This window comes from Pseudomonas sp. T1.Ur, assembly GCF_023516725.1.
GTDB classification, from domain to species: domain Bacteria; phylum Pseudomonadota; class Gammaproteobacteria; order Pseudomonadales; family Pseudomonadaceae; genus Aquipseudomonas; species Aquipseudomonas alvandae.
In genome coordinates, this window is record NZ_JAMGSN010000001.1 from 3,065,498 (window position 1) to 3,085,240 (window position 19,743).

Genomic DNA, 19,743 nt, shown 5'->3' on the forward strand with positions numbered 1-19,743 from the left:
GGGAATACGCCACGTATGATCCCCAACAACCTTTGCCGAATAGAAACCTATGTCACTGATAGTTCTATTGCTTTTGCCCTTCATCGGCAGCTGTGTCGCGGCGCTGTTGCCGCATAACGCCCGTAACGCCGAATCCCTGCTGGCCGGCCTCGTGGCCCTGGTCGGTACGGTTCAGGTGGCCTTGTGGTACCCGCAGATCGCCGACGGCGGCGTGATTCGCGAGCACTATGACTGGCTGCCCAGCCTGGGCCTGGATTTCGTGCTGCGCCTGGACGGCTTCGCCTGGCTGTTTTCGCTGTTGGTGCTGGGCATCGGCACGCTGGTGTCGTTGTACGCTCGCTATTACATGTCACCGGACGATCCGGTGCCGCGTTTCTTCGCGTTTTTCCTGGCGTTCATGGGCGCCATGCTCGGCCTGGTGATTTCCGGCAACCTGATCCAGATCGTGTTTTTCTGGGAGCTGACCAGCCTGTTTTCGTTCTTGCTGATCGGCTATTGGCATCACCGCGCCGACGCTCGACGCGGCGCCTACATGGCGTTGATGGTGACCGGCGCCGGCGGGTTGTGCCTGTTGGCAGGGGTGATGCTGCTCGGCCATGTGGTGGGCAGCTATGACCTGGACAAGGTCCTGGCCGCCGGCAACCTGATTCGTGACCATGCCCTCTACCCCGTCCTGCTGCCGCTGATCCTGATCGGCGCCCTGAGCAAGAGCGCCCAGTTTCCTTTCCATTTCTGGCTGCCCCACGCCATGGCCGCGCCCACGCCCGTGTCGGCGTACCTGCACTCGGCGACCATGGTCAAGGCCGGTGTCTTTCTGCTCGCGCGGTTATGGCCATCGCTGTCGGGCAGTGAAGAATGGTTCTACATCGTCGGCGGGGCCGGAGCGTGCACGCTGGTGCTGGGCGCTTATTGCGCGATGTTCCAGAACGACCTCAAGGGCCTCCTCGCCTATTCGACCATCAGCCACCTCGGGCTGATCACCTTGCTGCTGGGCCTCAACAGTCCGCTGGCGGCGGTGGCGGCAGTGTTTCATATCCTCAACCACGCCACGTTCAAGGCCTCGCTGTTCATGGCCGCCGGCATCATCGACCATGAGAGTGGCACCCGGGACATACGCAGGCTCAGCGGCCTGGTGCGGTTGATCCCGTTCACCGCCACCCTGGCGATGGTCGCCAGCGCGGCCATGGCCGGGGTGCCGCTGCTCAATGGCTTCCTGTCCAAGGAGATGTTCTTCGCCGAGACCGTGTTTATCTCCGCCACGGCCTGGGTCGAGCTGGCGCTGCCGATCATCGCCACCATCGCCGGCACGTTCAGCGTCGCCTATTCCCTGCGTTTCACCGTGGATGTGTTCTTCGGTCCGACCGCCAGCGACCTGCCCCTGATACCCCACGAACCGCCGCGCTGGATGCGCGCACCAGTGGAACTGCTGGTGTTCACCTGCCTGCTGGTGGGCATCTTTCCCGCCCAGGTGGTGGGCTCGTTGCTGGCCGCCGCCGCGCTGCCGGTGGTGGGCGGCCCGCTGCCCGAGTACAGCCTGGCGATCTGGCATGGCCTGAACGCACCGATGATCATGAGCCTGGTGGCGATGTCGGGTGGTATCGCCCTGTACCTGCTGCTGCGCAAACAGTTCAAGCAAGGCCACATCAAGCATCCGCCGTTGATCGGTCGTCTCAGCGGCAAGCGCTTGTTCGAGCGCTGCCTGGTGCTGATGATGCGTCAGGGTCGGCGGCTGGAACGCAAGATCAGCACGCGGCGCCTGCAAGCCCAGTTGTTCTGGTTGGTATTGGCAGCGGTACTGGCCGGGCTGATTCCGATGATGAACAGCGCGCTGGTCTGGGGTGATCGACCGAAGATCCCCGGCTCCGTGGTGTTCGTCGTGCTGTGGGTGCTGGCGATTGGCTGCGCCTTGGGTGCCGCCTGGCAGGCCAAGTATCACCGTCTCGCGGCGCTGACGATGGTGAGTGTCTGCGGCTTGATGACGTGCGTGACCTTCGTCTGGTTCTCGGCCCCTGACCTGGCGTTGACCCAGTTGGTGGTGGAAGTGGTCACCACGGTACTGATCCTTTTGGGGCTGCGCTGGCTGCCACGGCGAATCGAAGAGGTATCTCCCCTGCCCAACAGCGAACGCCGCGCGCGCGTCCGGCGCCTGCGGGACTTGTTGCTGTCCGTCGCGGTGGGTGGCGGCATGGCGCTGTTGTCCTATGCGATGCTGACGCGCCAGACGCCCAACGACATTTCATCGTTCTACCTGAGCCGGGCCCTGCCCGAAGGCGGCGGCAGCAACGTGGTCAATGTCATGCTGGTGGACTTCCGTGGCTTCGACACGCTCGGGGAAATCACCGTGCTGGTGGCGGTGGCCCTGGCGGTGTTCGCCCTGCTGCGGCGTTTCCGGCCGCCCAAGGAAAGTATGCAGCTGCCGGCGCAACAGCGCCTGCTGGCGCCGGACGTGGTCACCGACCTGGTCAACCCACGCCACGCCAGCGACACCGCGCTGGGCTTCATGATGGTGCCGTCGGTGCTGGTGCGCCTGCTGCTGCCGATTGCCCTGGTCGTGTCGTTCTACCTGTTCATGCGTGGCCACAACCAACCCGGCGGAGGCTTCGTCGCCGGCCTGGTGATGTCGGTGGCGTTCATCCTGCAATACATGGTTGCCGGCACCCAATGGGTCGAGGCCCAGATGAGCCTGCGACCGCTGCGCTGGATGGGCACCGGGCTGTTTTTCGCCACTGCCACGGGCCTGGGGGCGATGGCGGTGGGTTATCCGTTCCTGACCACTCACACCTGGCATTTCGAACTGCCGTTGCTGGGTGATATTCACTTGGCGAGCGCGCTGTTCTTCGACATCGGCGTCTATGCCGTCGTGGTCGGTTCCACACTGTTGATTCTCACCGCCCTGGCCCACCAATCGGTGCGAGCCCATAAACCGGGCCTGCACGCCAGGCCCGTAGCCCCCCTCAAAGGAGCCAACGCCTGATGGAAGAAGTCATCGCGATTGCAATTGGCGTGCTGGCCGCCTCCGGTGTCTGGCTGGTGCTGCGCCCACGGACGTTCCAGGTGGTGATGGGCCTGTGCCTGTTGTCCTACGGCGTCAACCTGTTCATTTTCAGCATGGGCAGCCTGTTCATCGGCAAGGAGCCGATCATCAAGGACGGCGTGCCCCAGGACCTGCTGCACTACACCGATCCGCTGCCCCAGGCGCTGGTGCTGACCGCCATCGTGATCAGCTTCGCCATGACCGCGCTGTTCCTCGTGGTCCTGCTCGCGTCCCGTGGGCTGACCGGCACCGACCACGTGGACGGTCGGGAGCCCAGGGAATGACGTTGACGCCTCACTTGATCGCCGCGCCCATCCTGCTTCCGTTGCTGACCGCCGCGTTGATGCTGATGCTCGGCGAGAAACACCGTCCGCTCAAGGCGCGGATTAATCTGTTCTCTACCCTGCTGGGCCTGGGCATCGCCGTGCTGTTGCTGGCCTGGACCCAGGACCAGCCCTTGCCCGCCTCCATCGGCGTCTACCTGCCGGGTAACTGGCAGGCGCCGTTCGGCATCGTGCTGGTGGTCGATCGTCTCTCAGCCCTGATGCTGGTGCTGACCGGCATCATCGGCGCCTGCGCCCTGCTGTTCGCCATGGCCCGCTGGGACCGGGCCGGGGCGAGTTTTCACGCGCTGTTCCAGATTCAATTGATGGGCCTGTACGGGGCGTTCCTGACCGCGGACCTGTTCAACCTGTTCGTGTTCTTCGAGGTGCTGCTGGCGGCATCCTATGGCCTGATGCTGCATGGCTCGGGCCGGGCGCGGGTCTCGTCGGGCCTGCATTACATCTCCATCAATCTGCTGGCTTCGTCGCTGTTCCTGATTGGCGCGGCCCTGATCTACGGCGTTACCGGCACGTTGAACATGGCTGACCTGGCCCTGAAAATCCCGCTGGTGCCGGAAGCCGACCGCGGCCTGTTGCACGCCGGCGCGGCGATCCTGGCCGTGGCGTTCCTGGCCAAGGCCGGCATGTGGCCGCTGAATTTCTGGCTGGTGCCGGCCTACAGCGCGGCCAGTGCACCGGTGGCGGCGCTGTTTGCGATCATGACCAAGGTCGGTGTCTATACGATTCTGCGCCTGTGGACCTTGATGTTTTCCGGGCAGGCCGGCGCCTCGGCGTATTTTGGCGCCGACTGGCTGGTCTACGGCGGCATGGCGACGATCACCTGCGCCGCGATTGCGATTCTCGCGGCCCAGCGCCTGGAGCGCATGGCCAGCCTGAGCATCCTGGTCTCGGCCGGCATCCTCTTGTCGGCCATCGGCTTCGCCCAACCCAACCTGGTGGGCGCGGCGCTGTTCTATCTGGTGAGCTCGACCCTGGCGCTGTGCGCAATGTTCCTGCTGGCCGAGTTGATCGAGCGATCGCGCTCGGCCAATGACTTGGCGCTTGAAGACGACCTCGATAGCCTTCCGCGACCGCTCGAGTCGCTGCAGCCACCCAAGGGCAGCAACCTCGATGACGAGCAGAAAGCCGTGGTCGGCCAGGTGATTCCCTGGACCATGGCTTTCCTCGGCCTGAGCTTCATCGCCTGCGCGCTACTGATTATCGGCATGCCGCCACTGTCGGGTTTTATCGGCAAACTGAGCCTGCTCAGCGCGCTGCTCAATCCCGAAGGGCTTGGGGCGAGCGGTGATGTGCCGGTGTCCAATCAGGCTTGGGGCCTGCTGGCGTTGCTGATTCTGTCCGGGCTTGCTTCGCTGATCGCTTTCTCGCGCTTGGGCATCCAGCGCTTCTGGACGCCGCAAGAGCGGCCTTCGCCACTGCTGCGACCTTTCGAATGCGTACCGATCATCGCGCTGCTGGGCCTGGGCATCGTGTTGAGTTTCAAGGCCGAGCCGTTGCTGCGCTACACCCAATCCGCCGCCGATGCGTTGAACGCGCCTGAACATTATGTCATGGCGGTGCTGGCTACCCGTGCCGTCCCCAGCCCGCAAGCCAGCACGGAATTGCAGGCGGTGCAGCCATGAAGCGCCTGTTTCCCGCCCCCTGGCTGTCCCTCGCATTGTGGTTGCTCTGGCTGTTGCTGAACCTGTCCCTCAGCGCCGGCCATCTGTTGCTGGGCGCGACACTGGGTTTCCTCGCGCCGTTGATGATGCGCCCACTGCGACCGCGCCCCATCCGTATCCGTCGACCATGGGTCATGCTGCGGCTGTTCCTGCTGGTAGGCCGCGACGTACTGGCTTCCAACCTGGCAGTTGCCTGGGGCGTACTCAACGCAGGACGCCACCCGCCTCGCTCACGGTTCATCAAGGTGCCGCTGGACCTGCACGACGCCAACGGCCTGGCGGCGCTCGCGATGATCGCCACGGTAATTCCCGGGACGGTCTGGTCGGAGTTGGCGCTCGATCGCAGCCTCTTGCTGATGCACGTGTTCGATCTGGACGACGAGGCGGCGTTCATCGCGCACTTCAAGGCCACCTATGAGCGCCCGTTGATGGAGATTTTCGAATGAGCCCGCTGCTGTCCAACGCGATCCTGCTGAGCCTGTTCCTGTTCTCGCTGACCATGGTCCTGACCCTGGTGCGCCTGTTCAAGGGCCCTTCGGCACAGGATCGGGTCCTGGCCCTGGACTATCTGTACATCATCGCGATGCTGATGATGCTGGTGCTGGGGATTCGTTATGCCAGCGATACCTATTTCGAGGCGGCGTTGTTGATCGCCCTGTTCGGCTTCGTCGGCTCCTTCGCGCTGGCCAAGTTCCTGTTGCGTGGGGAGGTGATCGAATGACCGGGGAATTGTCGATGTGGGTGCAAATCCCGGTGGCGATCCTGCTGGTGTCCGGCAGCCTGCTCGCCCTGGTCGGCGCCATCGGACTGGTGCGTTTGAAGGACTATTTCCAGCGCATGCACCCGCCTGCGCTGGCTTCGACACTGGGCACCTGGTGCGTGGCGCTGGCCTCGATCATCTACTTTTCGGCGCTCAAGTCCGGGCCGGTGCTGCACGCCTGGCTGATACCGATCCTGCTGTCCATCACCGTACCGGTCACCACCCTGCTGCTGGCCCGGGCGGCGTTGTTTCGCAAGCGCATGGCCGGGGATGATGTGCCGGCGGAGGTGAGCAGTCCGAGGACCGGCCCCGAAGATTAGGAGAAGCTTCGGCCAGGCACCATTGTGGCGAGGTAGCTTGCTCCCGCCGGGCCTGTAGGAGCTGGCGAAGCCTGCGATCTTTTGATCTTGATCTTGATCTTGATCTTTCGCTCTCGACTCAATTGTCTGGGACAAGATCGCAGCCTCGTTGCACTCGGCAGCTCCTACACAGCTCCTACAGGCCCAGCGGGAGCAAGCTCCTTTGCCACGGGACTGGCAAGCGCTCAAGCCCACGCCACCGCCAGCAACCCTGCCCCCAACACGACACACAACGGCGAATAGACCCAGGTATCGAGCCGGGCGAACGTCGAGTCCTTGACCTCCTTGAAGAAGCCCACCAGGTTCGACTCGCCGATGGCGCGGGCGAACATCAGCAAGGCAATCGCACTGATCAACCACTGCAACGCCCGGTGAGTGACCGGAGGCGCGATCAGGCCGACCCGCAGGCACACCAGCACCGCAATCATCAGCAGCGCGAGGGCCACCAACAGCGTCAGCCAACCCGATGGGTTGAAAGCCGGTTGCAGCGTGCCGCCCTGCTTCACCGGAACCTGCGGCACGACCGCCGAAGTCGCCCAACGGCCCCCCAGCGCCCAATACAAATGAATCAAGCTGATGGTCGCAAACACTGCGACCAGCGACCGAGCCAATAAAAGCGTCATTCGCCAGCCTCCTGAATAAGATTGAACATTCATCCTAGGCTTTATACGACAAGTGCCTGCGCGACGATCATGCTGCGTTGAAAACAGGCTCGGAATACTCATTGACAACCAGTCAAGTCGAACGCGACCCCGACCGTTCCTCGCCTTTTTTCGCCTTGCCTGATCGCCGCTCGGCGACTTTTCGTACAAAGCCTAGCTCGAATTTGGCATTTCGCCGGACCGGCAAAGATTGCCCGTTTCCAGCGAATGACGACTTGCCCAGGATCAACTGTTCAACGGACTGGCGCAGGAGCTCGCTACAGCCCGGCGGAAACCTTGTCGGCGACTTCCTTGGGCACCCAGGCCTGCCAGACCTGGGGATGGGCCTTGAGGAACGCCTCGGCGGCTTCGCGGGACGGCGTGCGCTTCTCGCTCATGTCGGCCAGGGCCTTGTTCAGCGGCTCGATGGGCAGGTCGACCTTGCTGAAAAACTCGGCGATGTCCGGGTGTTGCTGCTGGAACGGCGCGGACACGCCAATCGACAGCTTCGACGCCAGGGACCGGGTCGGTTTCGGATTGGGGTTATCGGCATCGGTCAGGGTTTTCCAGGCCTCGGCATCAAACGGCGGTTCTTGCAGTTGCACCAGCTTGAATCGCCCGAGCAACGGCGTGGGGGACCAGTAGTAAAACAGGATGGGCTTGCCACGGCGGATCGAAGAGGTGATTTCCGCGTCGAGCGCGGCGCCGGAACCGCTGCGGAAATTCACGTAGCTGTCGGAAAGGCCGTAGGCCTTGAGCTTCTGCTTATTGACCACCTCGGACGTCCAGCCGATGGGGCTGTTGAGAAAGCGGCCCTTGTCGGGACTTTCCGGGTCCTTGAATACGTGCTTATAGCGCGCCAGGTCCTCGACGCTGCGCAAGTCCGCCGCCAGGGGCTTGATGCCCTTGGCCGGATCGCCCTTGATGACGTATTCCGGCACCCACCAGCCTTCGGTCGCGCCTTTGACGGTATCGCCCAGGGCAATCACTTTGCCCTCGGCCTCGGCCTTGACCCACACCGGACTGCGACCGGCCCATTCTTCACCGATCACTTGGATGTCGTTGTTGGCCAGGGCGGTTTCCAGAGTGATGGTCGTCCCCGGTAGCGTGTCGGTCGATAGACCGTAGCCTTTTTCAACAATGATTCGCAGGATATCGGTGATCAGGCTGCCGCTTTCCCAGTTCAGGTCGGCGAAATGGATCGGCGCCGATGCAGCAGACGTCGGAAGGGGTGAAACCAACACAGCGAGGGTGGCCCAGGCAGCCAACCACTGTCGAACTCGTTTCATGCTTGATACCTCATGCCGAACACAGCAATAAACCGAACAGACTGGCGAACCGGACGCAAGCCTCTGAATAGTTCAGTCAATTGACTGTAGCCAAGGTTCCAGCAAGAGCCTTTAAAACTGTTAGGGAAAGGGAAAGAGCGAAGGCCCATCAACCCGATGCGTCATTTCTGCCAATCAACGGCCACTTGTTATTCGCTGGCCTTGAATGTCACAAGTTCACCTTTGCGCCATTTGGCCGCCTTGGCGGTGACCGCTTTCAAGGTCTTGGTCAAACCTTCCTGCAACTGTTCATTGGCCGCAAATACGGTCACCACGCTGTGCCCTTCCTTGAAGAGAATGGCATGGCCATCGGCAGTCGTGACGAACGCATAATCGCCAAGGCCATAGACGGTCAACTTGATTTCGCGAAACCTGATTTCAAATTTGCCACCCTCGCGACTGGGCAATACTGCCGCGCGGAAATGATCACCAACCTTGAGCTCGAGCCGCGGCTTGTCATCCACCACCAACGCCGACTCGGTATCGATTTCGGCAACATAGATGCCTTCGGCGGTCTGTTCGGTGATGTAGACAAAACGTGACTGGAACAGCTTGACCAGCTTTGCCCGTAGATCACCCAGTACAAATAACGCATGCATGTCGAGATTACTTACTGCCAAGGAAACATCCCCATCTTTATACGGCCACCCGCGAAGGATGGACCACGAGAACCCGTATGGTCGCAATGACCGGAAGTTGAATTCGAAGTGAACGGCGTGCCCAGGCCCGGGGCGAGAGAAGACTAAAGGATTGTCGCTCTCGCTGCCTTTCCCGGCGGTCACCAGAGGCTGAAGGAAAACACCACTCTGGCCATCGGAAAAGGTGGGACTACTAACTTTAGGGAAATTTCTCACTTAAAAAAGCTTTTTTCTGACATCGAGGCCAAAAAAAATTGCTTTAGATAGCACAGCCGCCCCCACGGTGTAGTCGATTCTAGAGCAGCCGATGGCGCGCAGACTACTCGAAATAACCGGCAATTCGTCGGTAAACCATAGAAAAGGAATTCGCATGGCAACCTTCACTACCCTGATCCGCCCTGTCACCCCCAGTATTGCCCAAGCCCGTGGGACCGCTGACGATGGCGATTACCCGCCCATTGCGTTGGTCCAGCCGCGTTACAGGGTTGTCCTGGCCGGCAGGTGTTTTTTTCACATCGAAGAAACATCGACTGGACGTGTAAGAGGTTTCCGCGCCGATCACAACGAAGCCTGCCATCTGGCCAGAAGCCTCGAACGACGCGCTTGAGCTCATTTATGAACCGTCCATGACTTAACTCAGCCGTGCCACGACAACTGCTGCCATACTGGCTGCCCAAAAAAGACCGCCGCTCATTGGCGGTCTTCGCATAGGCAGAAGGGAAGCGCGACGTGACGGAACTTGATATCGGTGATTTTTTTATTCGGGGCGAGGCCAGAGAGGTCGAAGGCGAATTCCAGGCGGTGATTGTCATGCGCGCCAAACCACCGTTGACCGCCATCACCTGTCACCAGGTGGAAAAGGATCGCTGGTTCAAGACTCCGGAAGTTGCCGCCCAGGCAGCCAGGGAAGCGGCGAAGGCCCTCAAGCGCGCCATCGACGAAGGTGCGCTGAAAGCTTGAAACCGATCGAACTCCTGACGACTGCTTGCCTCAGATAGAAGGAAGCAACCGAGGCGCCATGACGGCGGCAGTCCAGAGGAGTCCTACAAAATGGAACAACCATCCCACGAGCTCAAAACCCTGTTCGACCAACTCGGCCTGCCTTCGGACGGCAAAGCCATCGACGATTTCATCATGGCGCACCCGCTGGACCCGAATACCAAGTTGGTCGATGCGCCTTTCTGGTCGAGTCAACAGCAAGATCTGCTTCGGGAGTGGCTGCTTGCAGACGGCGAAGAGGCGGTATTGGTGGACCAGTTGAACGTGCGTCTGCACGACGGGAAATAAGCCTGAAGACCGGCAGAATTGCTCTTGTGGCGAGGGAGCTTGCTCCCGCTCGGCTCTGTAGGAGCTGGCGAAGCCTGCGATCTTTTGATGTTGATCTGTCGCTTGAAATTCAGGCGCCTGGGAAAGATCGCAGCCTCGTTGCACTCGGCAGCTCCTACAGGCGCGCGCGGGAGCTTGGCCTGTAGGAGCTGGCGCAGCCTGCGATCTTTTGATCTTTTGATCTTTCGCTTGAGATTAAGGTGGTTGGGTAAAGATCGCAGCCTCGTTTCACTCGGCAGCTCCTACAGGCGCGCGCGGGAGCTTGGCCTGTAGGAGCTGGCGCAGCCTGCGATCTTTTGATCTTTTGATCTTTCGCTTGAGATTAAGGTGGTTGGGTAAAGATCGCAGCCTCGTTGCACTCGGCAGCTCCTACAGGCGCGCGCGGGAGCTTGGCCTGTAGGAGCTGGCGCAGCCTGCGATCTTTTGATCTTTTGATCTTTCGCTTGAGATTTAAGGTGGTTGGGTAAAGATCGCAGCCTCGTTGCACTCGGCAGCTCCTACACAGCTCCTACACAGCTCCTGCGCAGCTCCAACGCAGCTCCTGCGCTGCTCCGACAAGGCGCAGCCGAGCGGGAGCAAGCTCCCTCGCCACAAGGGCTTGCTCATCGCCTAGGTTGCGTCGAGACTCAGCGCGCCTTCTCCGGCTTATAGCCCAACCGCAACCCACCCCAATGACGCCCCTTGAGCATGATCGGCACCGACAGGTCATGCATCAGCTCACCGGTGTCCCGGGTGTAGGTTTGCAGCAACACCGGCTGCTGGTGACTGCCACAGCGAATTCCGGTGCGGTCGGAGAACTTGCGCTTGGTGCGGTTGCTCAGCGTGTCCACCTGAGGATCGCCCGTCAGCGGCTGGCAGAACGCGTTGTTGTGGGTCGGCACGTAGCCTTGCTGGGTGCAGGCAATTGCAAACACCAGTCCTTCATGTCGCGCCAGCAACGGTTCCTGGATCGCCGGCAGCACCTGGTCGGTGTAGCGGTCGAAACGCGTCTGGAACTTGGCCGGATGGGTGTTGGGGATGGCTTGGTAGTTTCGGTCGAACAGATCGTCCAGGCTGATGCGGCCCTGGTCGATGTCCGCCTCGAATTGCGCGGCAATCCGGCTGGCCCCTTCCCGGGCCAAGTCATAAACCCGTTGGTGATAATCGTCCAGGCCCACCTCGGCCAGGCGCTCGCTGATGGTTTCGGCCTGGCCCTCCATCTGCACGGCCGCTTCGGCCAGGCGCTGGGTCTGCTGGTCGCTGATGGCCAGGTCACCGCGCATTTGCTCGATGGCATGGAACAGGCTGTCGAGTTGCTCGCGATTGGTGTCGGTGCCTTGGGCGATGGCGCTGACCTGGGTTTCGACGCCGGCCGCCAGGCGAGCGATATTTTCCAGATGCTGGCCCGTGTGCTCGACTTGCTGCACGCCGCTGTCCAGGTCGCCGGCCAACTGACGGATCTGCTCGACGACTTGCGCGGTGCGCTGCTGGATGTCCGCCACCATCACGCCGACCTCGCCGGTCGCCGCGGCGGTGCGCCCGGCCAGACCGCGCACCTCATCGGCCACCACCGCGAAGCCACGACCATGTTCACCGGCCCGCGCGGCCTCGATGGCCGCGTTGAGGGCGAGCAGATTGGTCTGGCTGGCAATCGACTGGATGACCAGGCTCACGCGCTGGATTTCGTCGCTGCGCACGCTCAGCGCTTCGATCAGTTCACGACTTTCATTGGCGCGCTGGCTGAGCTGATGCATGCGACTGATGGATTCCACCAGCTCGCTGCGCCCGGCCACGCTGCTGCGATGAGCCTCGCTGGCCGCCCCCAAGGCCTGTTGACTGAGCTGCGAGGTGGCCTGTTCGGTGGCGATCATCGATTCGGCATTGCTGACGATCTGCGCGGCGGCACCCAGTTGCGACTGGACCTTGCCGGCCAACTGCTTGACGGAATAGGCCACGCCCGCCGCGGACAGTGCGTTATGGCTGGTGGTATAGGAAAGGTCGCGGGTCAGCTCGGCCAGGCTGTCGCTTGCCACTTGTGCCGGCACATTGGCCAGGCGCGAGCGCAGACGTGGCAACCAGACAATGAGCATCGCCATGGGCAGGCCCAGGTACAAAGGCCACCCGCCCAACGTCACGCCGCACAGCAACACAACCAGCGCCAGGCTTTGCAACGTCGGCGCAAGCCAGCGCGCCGTACCGCGCGCCACAGGCACCGAGGCCGACGCTGTCGCCGCCAGAGATCCGTCTGTCGCCATTTTTCGTCACCCACATTTCTCGTTGTTATGCCAGCATTAAACGCCACTACCGAGCCATTATCCATGGTCCATTAGTCGTGTTTTCGGCTACAGATCAAGAAGCGTGAAGATCAGAAAGCAAAAAGATCGCAGCTTCGGATGAAGGGCTGCGATCTTTTCCAGAAACGGGGATCAGGCCTGACGTTGGTGCTTGTCGATCTGCTCGTGGCGTTCTTGAGCTTCGATGCAATATTTGGTGGTCGGGCTGATCAGCAGGCGCTTGAGGCCGATGGGCTCGCCGCTGTCATCGCACCAGCCGAAGCTTTCATCGTTGATGCGGTCCAGGGCCTGCTCCAGTTGCGGCAGCATGCGTTGGTCGCGATCGATGGCGTTGACCAGCCAGGTGCGCTCTTCTTCTACGGAAGCAGCGTCCGCCGGGTCGGCCGGGCTGTCCAGGCTTTCAATGGCGATTCGGTTCTGTTCGATGCGCTCGTGGGTTTCGACTTTCATGTTCTGCAACAGCTTGGTGAAGTAAGCCAGTTGCTCGGCATTCATGTAGTCATCCGCCGGCATGGCCAGCAACTTTTCCTTTGTCATTGATTTCTCTATAAAAAAACGTGCATTAAGGCGAATTATGGAGCGTCCCGCATCAAGCGGCCACGCTCATCGGAAAGGCGCCGTCTATTCCAAGCGCCACCCGGCACTCAATTTACGAGGGGCGGCAGTCTAAGGCCGAGTTGTGGCCTCAGCAACAGAAAACATGGGGAAAATGTCCGACAAGCGCTTCAAATGCCGTTTAACGGGCTTCCGCCGGTCGTCGGAGTGCGTTTATAACAAGAAATTCGCTGTAATGGCTTTATCAAGAAGACAAATGGCAGCGCCACGCGGGTCAGGCGTGGCGCTTTGTCACATAAAAACCGTTAGGGTTTGTATGAAAAGTCGCCGAGCGGCGATCAGGCAAGGCGAAAACAGGCGAGGAACGGCCGGGGTCGCGTTCGACTTGACTGGTTGTCAATGAGCATTCCGAGCCTGTTTTCAACGCAGCATGATCGTCGCGCAGGCACTTTTCGTACAAAGCCTAGCGCTTGAGCTTGCGCTTGTTGCGATACTGATCGATCACCACCGCGACCACAATGATCAAGCCCTTGATGATGTCCTGGATGTACGCATCGACGCCGACGAACGTGAAGCCGCTGGCCATGACTCCAAGGATCAACGCGCCAATCACCGTCCCGGTGATGCGCCCCACCCCACCGGCCAGGCTGGTGCCGCCGATCACCGCCGCGGCAATCGCGTCCAGCTCATACGACATGCCCATGCCCGCCTGCCCGGTCGCCGCCCGCGCCGAGGCGACCACGCCGGCCAACCCCGCCAGCAGCCCGGCGATGCTGTAGACAATCACCAGGTGACGCTTGACGTTGATGCCCGACGTTCGCGCCGCCTGCATGTTGCCGCCAATGGCGTAGGTGTACTTGCCGTACTTGGTGTAGCGCAGGGCAATGTGGAAGATCACCGCCACCACCAGGAATATGATCACCGGCATCGCGCCATGGCCGATGGCCGTGTACGAATCGGACAACATGCTCACCGGCTGGCCTTCGGTGTAGTAGCGCGCCAGGCCACGGGCCGAGACCATCATGCCGAGGGTGGCAATGAACGGCGGGATGCCGGTCACGGCGATAATGCTGCCGTTGATCGCTCCCGCCAGCAGCCCCACGCCGAGCCCCGCCACCACCGGGATCCACACGGGCAGGTCGGTCAGGGAAGGAAACACCGCCCGGGCGAAATCCGAGGTCTGGGCCAGGCTGGCGGCGATCATCGCCGACAGTGCCAGCACCGAGCCCGATGACAGGTCGATGCCGGTGGTAATGATCACCTGGGTCACGCCGATGGCCAGCAGGCCGATGATCGACACCTGCAGGATCATCAGCACCAGGCGCTGGGAGTTCATCAGGAAGCTCTGGTCACGCATGATCCAGCCGAACAGCTCGAACACCAGGCCGATGCCGATCAGCACCAGGAAAATGCTCAGTTCCGTCGGCAACCGCCGACGCGTCCTGGCCGGTGCGGCCGCGGGTTTGTTTTCCAGTATCGCGTTCATAACCATTTACCTTTTTATCTGTAGCGAGGGAGCTTGCCCCCCCTGGGTTGCGCCGTAGGAGCTGCGTCGGAACTGCGTCGGAGCTGCGTAGGAGCTGCCGAGTGAAACGAGGCTGCGATCTTTCCAAGGGCACTCGGATCTCAAGCGAAAGATCAAAGGTCAAAGATCAAAGATCAAAGATCAAAAGATCGCAGGCTTCGCCAGCTCCTACGGGCCCCCAGCGGGAGCAAGCGCCCTCGCCACGGGATTATTGCCCGACGTTATTGATCCGAACGACTGGCATCAGGACAGGCCCGACGCCAGTTGCATGACGCGTTCCTGGGTGGCTTCGCTGCGGTCGAGGGTGCCCATCAGGTCGCCTTCGTGCATGACCATGACGCGGTCGCTCATGCCCAGCACTTCCGGCAACTCCGAAGAAATCATGATCACCGCCATGCCTTCACTGGCGAGGTAGGCAATGAGCCGATAGATCTCGGCCTTGGCGCCGACATCGATGCCGCGGGTCGGCTCGTCGAGGATGAGGATGCGCGGGTTGGTCATCAACCAGCGAGCGAGCAAGGCCTTCTGCTGGTTGCCGCCGGACAAGGTATCGATGCACTGCTCCAGCGACGGGGTCTTGACCCGCAGCTTCTTGCACATGTCCTCGCACAGCGCACGCAGGGCTTTTTGCTGGATGAAACCGTTGCCGACGTAATGGGGCAGCACCGCCATTTCCATGTTTTCCAGCACCGACAGGCACGGGAACAGGCCACTGAGCTTGCGGTCCTCGGTCAACAGCGCGAAGCCCTTCTCGATCGCCATGTGCGGGTCGGTGATGCGCACCGGCTGGCCGTCCAGCAGGATCTCGCCACCGGTACTCGGGGTCACGCCAAAGATCGCTTCGGCGACATTGGTCCGCCCCGAGCCCATCAGCCCGGCGATGCCAAGGATTTCCCCGGCATGCAGGTCGAACGACACGCCTTTGAAAATACCGTCCAGGCTCAGGTCGCGCACCGACAGGACCAAGTCACCGATGGGCTTGTCCCGCACCGGGAACAACTGGCTCAGTTCGCGTCCGACCATCATCGAAATCAAGCTGTCGCCGTCCATGCTGTCGGCCCGTTGCAGGCCGATGTAGGCGCCATCGCGAAATACCGCCACCTCATCGGCAATGGCAAAGACTTCGTTCATTTTATGGGTGATGTAGATGATGCCCTTACCCTGGGCCTTGAGGTCGGCAATGATCGAGAACAGATGGGCGACTTCGGTCTCGGTGATGGCCGAGGTCGGCTCGTCCATGATCAGGATGTCGGAGTCGTACGAGACCGCCTTGGCGATCTCCACCATCTGGCGCTCGGCAATGCTCAGGTTGCCCACCTGCTCCTCCGGGTCGAGCTTGATGCGCAAGCGCTCCAGCAACCGGGCGGTGCAGCGATGCATTTCACCGTGGTCGACCATGTGCAGGCCATTGAGCTGTTCACGGCCGATCCAGATGTTCTCGGCGATGCTCATGTGTGGCATCAGGTTCAATTCCTGGTGGATCATCGCGATCCCGGCCTGCAACGCCGCCAGGGGCGTGTCGAAGGTGACCGGCTTGCCGCGCAGGCGCAGCTCGCCGGCGTCGGGCTGGTAGATGCCGGCGATGATCTTCATCAGGGTCGATTTGCCTGCGCCGTTTTCGCCCATCAGGGCCAGTACCGAGCCAGGGCGCACCCGCAATTGCACGTCGGACAACGCCACCACGCCGGGAAAGCCCTTGCTGACGTTGACGACCTCCAACAGGTACGGTTCGTCGGGTAATACATCCGGCCGGAACGTTGCCGCCGGGGCGCTCGAAGCAGTCGCAGATGCGAACATGGTCAGGTACTCCCTCGGCAAGGTCGGCGCGGCGACCTTGCCTGCTTATTGTTGTGGTGGGCCAGGCGCGGCGTCACTTGAACTGGTCGACGTTCTCCGGCGTGATCAGGCGATACGGCACCACGACGGATTCCATTTTCTCGCCCTTGGCCATTTTGACCGCCGTGTCGATGGAGCCATCGGCCTGGCCCTTGGCGTCCTGGAACACCGAGACCGCCATGTCGCCTTTCTTGATGGCGTTCAAGCCGTCCGGCGTGCCGTCGACCCCGGCAATCAACACGCTGCCCTTCTTGGTGCCCGCTTGCTTGAGGGCCATGGCGGCGCCGATGGCCATCTCGTCGTTGTTGGACACCACCGCGTTGAATTCACGGCCTTGGGTGAGCCAGTCATTCACCAGGGTCATGCCCTTGTCCCGGGACCAGGTGCCGGTCTGTTCCTGTTCGATCTTGATGTCCGGGTATTTGGCGAGGATTTCCTTGACGCCCTTGGTGCGGTTGGTGGTGGAGTTGTTCGCCAAATCGCCCAGCAGGATCACGATGTCGCCCTTGCCGCCCATCTTGTCGGCCAGGTATTGCATCTGCATGCGCCCGGCTTCCAGGTCATCCGAGGCCACGGTGACCACGCCTTGCGGCAGCTTCGGGTCGTCCGGACGGCGGTTGACGTACACCAGCGGGATACCGGCGGCCACGGCGGCCTTGGTGATGCGCTGGGTCGCGGCGGTGTCCACCGGGTTGACGATGAGCGCGTCGACCTTCTGGCTGATGAAGCTTTCCACCTGGCTCAGTTGCTTGACCACGTCGCTGCGCGCGTCTTCGAACTGCAGCGTGACGCCGTCCGGCAGGGACTTGGCCTTCTTGTCCATGGATTCGCGCAGGTAGGTCAACCAGGTGTCATCGAACTGAGACATGCTGACGCCGATCTTCAGGTCCGCCAGGGCAGCGCCGCTGGCGAACATCAATGACAGGGCCAGCGAGGCAATGCGAGTCTTGGTGTTCATGAACGTTCTTTCTCCACTTTTTTGTTTGTTTTATGGATAAGGCGTGACGGACTTCAGGAACGCGGCAAACGCACGATCGGGGCGCCGGGCATGCAGCACACCACGGCGCCCTTGCGCTGGATGCACAGGGATTCAAACAAGGGAAGAATTGCGGACAGGCGCAAGGACAGTGGCAAGTGAAACGCAGAGCGGTTGAAGGTTTTCATCGACGGTACCTGGCTGTGTTTCTTGTTTTTGTTTCGTCCTTCGTCCATCCAGGGCAGGCCTGGATAAACGCGGACAGGGTTGTCGGTAACCTGGAATCGACTTTATTGGAAAATATTTTCCATATCAACTCATTTTAGAATTTTATTCGTTTTTTATTCCATGTCCTACAGGTGCTGATAAACACACCACCTCGCCCTGCTCCGCGCTGTGCCTTGCCGCATCCAGGATACGGGTCGTGGCCAAGGCATCGCGCGCCGCCACCGGCAGGGGGCCGTCGCCCTGCAAGGCTGCCTGGAGACGCTGGTAGAACGTCAGCCAGCAACCCCGCTCCGAGGCCACCCGCTCGCGCTCGGCACCGTGCTCGAACCAGCCCCAGCGCCGGTGCTCCTCCGCGCCCCAGCGTTCGCCTTCGGTGGCCGGGCTCAACCCCGCCAATGCCAAGGCTTCCTGCCCGTCGAGGCCTTCGACGGTATAGCAGCCTTCGTTGCCGCTGACCCGGAAACGTGGGCGTGGAGCGTTTTGCACGCAACTGCCGCTCAAGTGCGAAACCACGCCGTTCGCGTGCGCCAACGACATGAAAAAACCGTTGTCGTAGGCCTGGCCCGGCTGTCGATAATCCAGCTCGGCATACACCCTGGTCACCGGCCCGAACAATTGCAGCGCCTGGTCCACCAGATGGCTGCCCAGGTCCCGCAGGAATCCCCCGCCGCTGCCTTTGCCCACCGAGGTCGGCGAGTAACGCTCGACGCTGGATTCAAAGCGAATGACCTGCCCCAGGGCGCCGGACGCGAGCAATTTGCGCACGGTCAGGAAATCCGAATCCCAGCGACGGTTCTGATACACGCTCAACGGCACGTTGCGGCGTTCCGCGGCCAGCACCATCGCTTCGGCCTGTGCGGCGTCAAGGGCAAAAGGCTTGTCGCTGACCACCGCGACGCCGTGCTCGATGGCGTCCATCACCACGGCCGGACGGGCCTCCAGCGGCGTTGACACCACCACCGCATCGACGCCTGCCGCCACCAGTTGCGCCAGGCTGTCGAAGGCCTGGACGCCGGGGTGGTCGGTTGCCAATTGCTGGCGCCGCTCGGCGGAGCGGGTCACCACGCCGACGAACGTAGCGCCGGGCAGACTGCTGATGAGTGGCGCATGAAAGAACCGCCCACCCTTGCCATAGCCGACCAGTCCGATTCGCATGAAAACTCCTTGTCAGTCATTGAACATGCCATCCCCTGTGGGAGCGAGCTCGCTCCCACAGTTGAACTGCATGCCCAAAGGGGAATGTGCTCAGCCATAGAACCGTGGCCGCTCCGGCAACTCGACCTTGACGATCTGCCCACTCTGCTGTGCTTCGATACAGGCATCCGCCGCCACCGCCGCGGCAAAACCATCCCAGGCCGACGGCCCGCCTACTTGCCCGGCGCGCACGCCGTCGATGAAGGCCTGCAACTCGACGTCATAAGCGGCAATGAACCGATCCTTCCAATCCATCAGGATCGCGTTGGACAGCTTGGCGCCGCTGCGCAGTTGCACCTGGGACGGTTCCGGCAGCTTCGCGATGCCGGTGTCCCCCACCACTTCGCATTGGATGTCGTAACCGTACTGGCAATTGACGAACACCTCGACGTCGATCCGCGTGCCCTTGGCGGTTTCCAGCAGGACGATCTGCGGATCGCGCAGGTGAGCCAAGGCCTTGCTGCTCTTGCGCGGGAACACCACCTGCACCGACACGTAATCGTCGGCCAGCAACCAGCGCAACACGTCCAGTTCATGGATCAGGGTGTCGGTGATCGCCATGTCGGTCTTGTAGTTCTCGCCCACGCTCGGGTTGCGGTGGGCGCAGTGCAGCATCAACGGTTCGCCGATCTGGCCGCTGTCGATCACCGATTTGAGCGCTCGATAACCTTCATCGTACGGCCGCATGAAACCGACCTGCACCAGGCGCTTGCCATGGGCCACTTCGGCTTCGACGATCTTGCGGCAGCCTTCGGCCGTGACCGCCAGGGGTTTCTCGCAGAACACCGGCTTGCCCGCCGCGATCGCCGCCAGCACGAACTCTTCGTGGCTCGGGCCCCAGGACGTGACAAGGATCGCCTCGACGTCCGGCGCCTTGATCAGCGCATGGCCGTCGGGGTAGACCTCGGCGGTCAGTTTCAGGTCGGCCACCACTTTCGCCGCCTGGGCAAGGTTGATGTCGGTCACCGCCACCACCTGGCTGTTGAGCAAGGTCTGGCTGCAACGACGGATATGGTCCTGGCCGATGGCCCCGGTGCCGATGACGCCCAGCTTCAAAGACATGTG

Annotated in this window: 20 protein-coding genes; 9 read left to right on the forward strand and 11 right to left on the reverse strand. The window is 61.7% G+C overall.

Annotated elements, in window-relative coordinates; all coding sequences use genetic code 11:
* The first annotated feature begins 49 nt into the window (after positions 1-49).
* Genes M8Q45_RS13520 through M8Q45_RS13545 form a run of 6 tightly spaced genes read left to right on the forward strand, consistent with a single transcriptional unit; the run spans position 50 to position 6,119 of the window.
* Complete coding sequence (locus M8Q45_RS13520; protein WP_249875167.1) at positions 50-2,974, forward strand: monovalent cation/H+ antiporter subunit A; 2,925 nt, start codon at positions 50-52, stop codon at positions 2,972-2,974.
* Positions 2,974-3,318, forward strand: coding sequence for a Na+/H+ antiporter subunit C (locus M8Q45_RS13525; protein ID WP_003180540.1), 345 nt, complete (start codon positions 2,974-2,976; stop codon positions 3,316-3,318). Before M8Q45_RS13520 ends, M8Q45_RS13525 begins: the two co-directional genes overlap by 1 nt.
* Positions 3,315-5,000, forward strand: a complete 1,686-nt coding sequence (locus tag M8Q45_RS13530; protein WP_249875168.1) for a monovalent cation/H+ antiporter subunit D — start codon at positions 3,315-3,317, stop codon at positions 4,998-5,000. The genes M8Q45_RS13525 and M8Q45_RS13530 overlap by 4 nt, the downstream gene beginning before the upstream one ends.
* Positions 4,997-5,485 carry a Na+/H+ antiporter subunit E gene (locus M8Q45_RS13535; RefSeq protein WP_249875169.1) on the forward strand — a complete coding sequence of 163 codons (489 nt, stop codon included), beginning with the start codon at positions 4,997-4,999 and terminating at the stop codon, positions 5,483-5,485. The genes M8Q45_RS13530 and M8Q45_RS13535 overlap by 4 nt, the downstream gene beginning before the upstream one ends.
* A complete protein-coding gene (locus M8Q45_RS13540) occupies positions 5,482-5,760 on the forward strand; it encodes a K+/H+ antiporter subunit F (RefSeq protein WP_030141293.1) in 279 nt (92 codons plus the stop codon). The genes M8Q45_RS13535 and M8Q45_RS13540 overlap by 4 nt, the downstream gene beginning before the upstream one ends.
* The gene (locus M8Q45_RS13545; RefSeq protein ID WP_249875170.1) at positions 5,757-6,119 is read left to right on the forward strand and encodes a Na+/H+ antiporter subunit G; all 363 of its coding nucleotides are present in this window, start codon (positions 5,757-5,759) and stop codon (positions 6,117-6,119) included. The genes M8Q45_RS13540 and M8Q45_RS13545 overlap by 4 nt, the downstream gene beginning before the upstream one ends.
* Positions 6,120-6,343: 224 nt before the next feature.
* On the opposite strand, the gene M8Q45_RS13550 is transcribed toward M8Q45_RS13545, so the two are convergent.
* The 3 genes from M8Q45_RS13550 to M8Q45_RS13560 form a co-directional block, all read right to left on the reverse strand.
* Entirely contained in the window at positions 6,344-6,781 is a 438-nt protein-coding gene (locus M8Q45_RS13550; RefSeq protein WP_249875171.1) for a DUF3995 domain-containing protein, read from the reverse strand.
* A gap of 296 nt (positions 6,782-7,077) precedes the next feature.
* A complete protein-coding gene (locus M8Q45_RS13555) occupies positions 7,078-8,088 on the reverse strand; it encodes an ABC transporter substrate-binding protein (RefSeq protein WP_249875172.1) in 1,011 nt (336 codons plus the stop codon).
* A 188-nt stretch (positions 8,089-8,276) separates the two neighbouring features.
* On the reverse strand, positions 8,277-8,726 hold the full coding sequence (locus tag M8Q45_RS13560; RefSeq protein WP_217861986.1) for a hypothetical protein: 450 nt from the start codon (positions 8,724-8,726) through the stop codon (positions 8,277-8,279).
* A gap of 409 nt (positions 8,727-9,135) precedes the next feature.
* Between M8Q45_RS13560 and M8Q45_RS28620 the strand changes: the two genes are divergently transcribed.
* The 3 genes from M8Q45_RS28620 to M8Q45_RS13575 all read left to right on the forward strand — a co-directional run bounded on the left by M8Q45_RS28620 (position 9,136) and on the right by M8Q45_RS13575 (position 10,052).
* Positions 9,136-9,372, forward strand: a complete 237-nt coding sequence (locus M8Q45_RS28620; RefSeq protein WP_502940303.1) for a hypothetical protein — start codon at positions 9,136-9,138, stop codon at positions 9,370-9,372.
* 122 nt (positions 9,373-9,494) lie between these two features.
* Entirely contained in the window at positions 9,495-9,725 is a 231-nt protein-coding gene (locus M8Q45_RS13570) for a hypothetical protein (protein WP_181290429.1), read from the forward strand.
* A gap of 90 nt (positions 9,726-9,815) precedes the next feature.
* Complete coding sequence (locus tag M8Q45_RS13575) at positions 9,816-10,052, forward strand: DUF2789 family protein (RefSeq protein WP_249875173.1); 237 nt, start codon at positions 9,816-9,818, stop codon at positions 10,050-10,052.
* A 665-nt stretch (positions 10,053-10,717) separates the two neighbouring features.
* Here the strand turns inward: M8Q45_RS13575 and M8Q45_RS13580 are convergent.
* The 8 genes from M8Q45_RS13580 to iolG all read right to left on the reverse strand — a co-directional run bounded on the left by M8Q45_RS13580 (position 10,718) and on the right by iolG (position 19,740).
* Positions 10,718-12,325, reverse strand: coding sequence for a methyl-accepting chemotaxis protein (locus M8Q45_RS13580; protein ID WP_249875174.1), 1,608 nt, complete (start codon positions 12,323-12,325; stop codon positions 10,718-10,720).
* 171 nt (positions 12,326-12,496) lie between these two features.
* On the reverse strand, positions 12,497-12,901 hold the full coding sequence (locus M8Q45_RS13585; protein WP_030141286.1) for a TraR/DksA family transcriptional regulator: 405 nt from the start codon (positions 12,899-12,901) through the stop codon (positions 12,497-12,499).
* A gap of 481 nt (positions 12,902-13,382) precedes the next feature.
* On the reverse strand, positions 13,383-14,405 hold the full coding sequence (locus M8Q45_RS13590; RefSeq protein WP_030141285.1) for an ABC transporter permease: 1,023 nt from the start codon (positions 14,403-14,405) through the stop codon (positions 13,383-13,385).
* A gap of 282 nt (positions 14,406-14,687) precedes the next feature.
* A complete protein-coding gene (locus M8Q45_RS13595) occupies positions 14,688-16,241 on the reverse strand; it encodes a sugar ABC transporter ATP-binding protein (protein WP_249875175.1) in 1,554 nt (517 codons plus the stop codon).
* Between the two features lie 73 nt (positions 16,242-16,314).
* Positions 16,315-17,238: a sugar ABC transporter substrate-binding protein gene (locus M8Q45_RS13600; RefSeq protein WP_249875176.1), complete on the reverse strand. Its 924-nt coding sequence runs from the start codon at positions 17,236-17,238 to the stop codon at positions 16,315-16,317.
* Positions 17,239-17,291: 53 nt separating this feature from the next.
* Positions 17,292-17,444 carry a hypothetical protein gene (locus M8Q45_RS13605; RefSeq protein WP_249875177.1) on the reverse strand — a complete coding sequence of 51 codons (153 nt, stop codon included), beginning with the start codon at positions 17,442-17,444 and terminating at the stop codon, positions 17,292-17,294.
* Between the two features lie 142 nt (positions 17,445-17,586).
* Entirely contained in the window at positions 17,587-18,639 is a 1,053-nt protein-coding gene (locus tag M8Q45_RS13610; protein WP_249875178.1) for a Gfo/Idh/MocA family protein, read from the reverse strand.
* Between the two features lie 90 nt (positions 18,640-18,729).
* On the reverse strand, positions 18,730-19,740 hold the full coding sequence (gene iolG, locus M8Q45_RS13615; RefSeq protein WP_249875179.1) for a bifunctional inositol 2-dehydrogenase/D-chiro-inositol 1-dehydrogenase: 1,011 nt from the start codon (positions 19,738-19,740) through the stop codon (positions 18,730-18,732).
* Positions 19,741-19,743 lie beyond the last annotated feature (3 nt).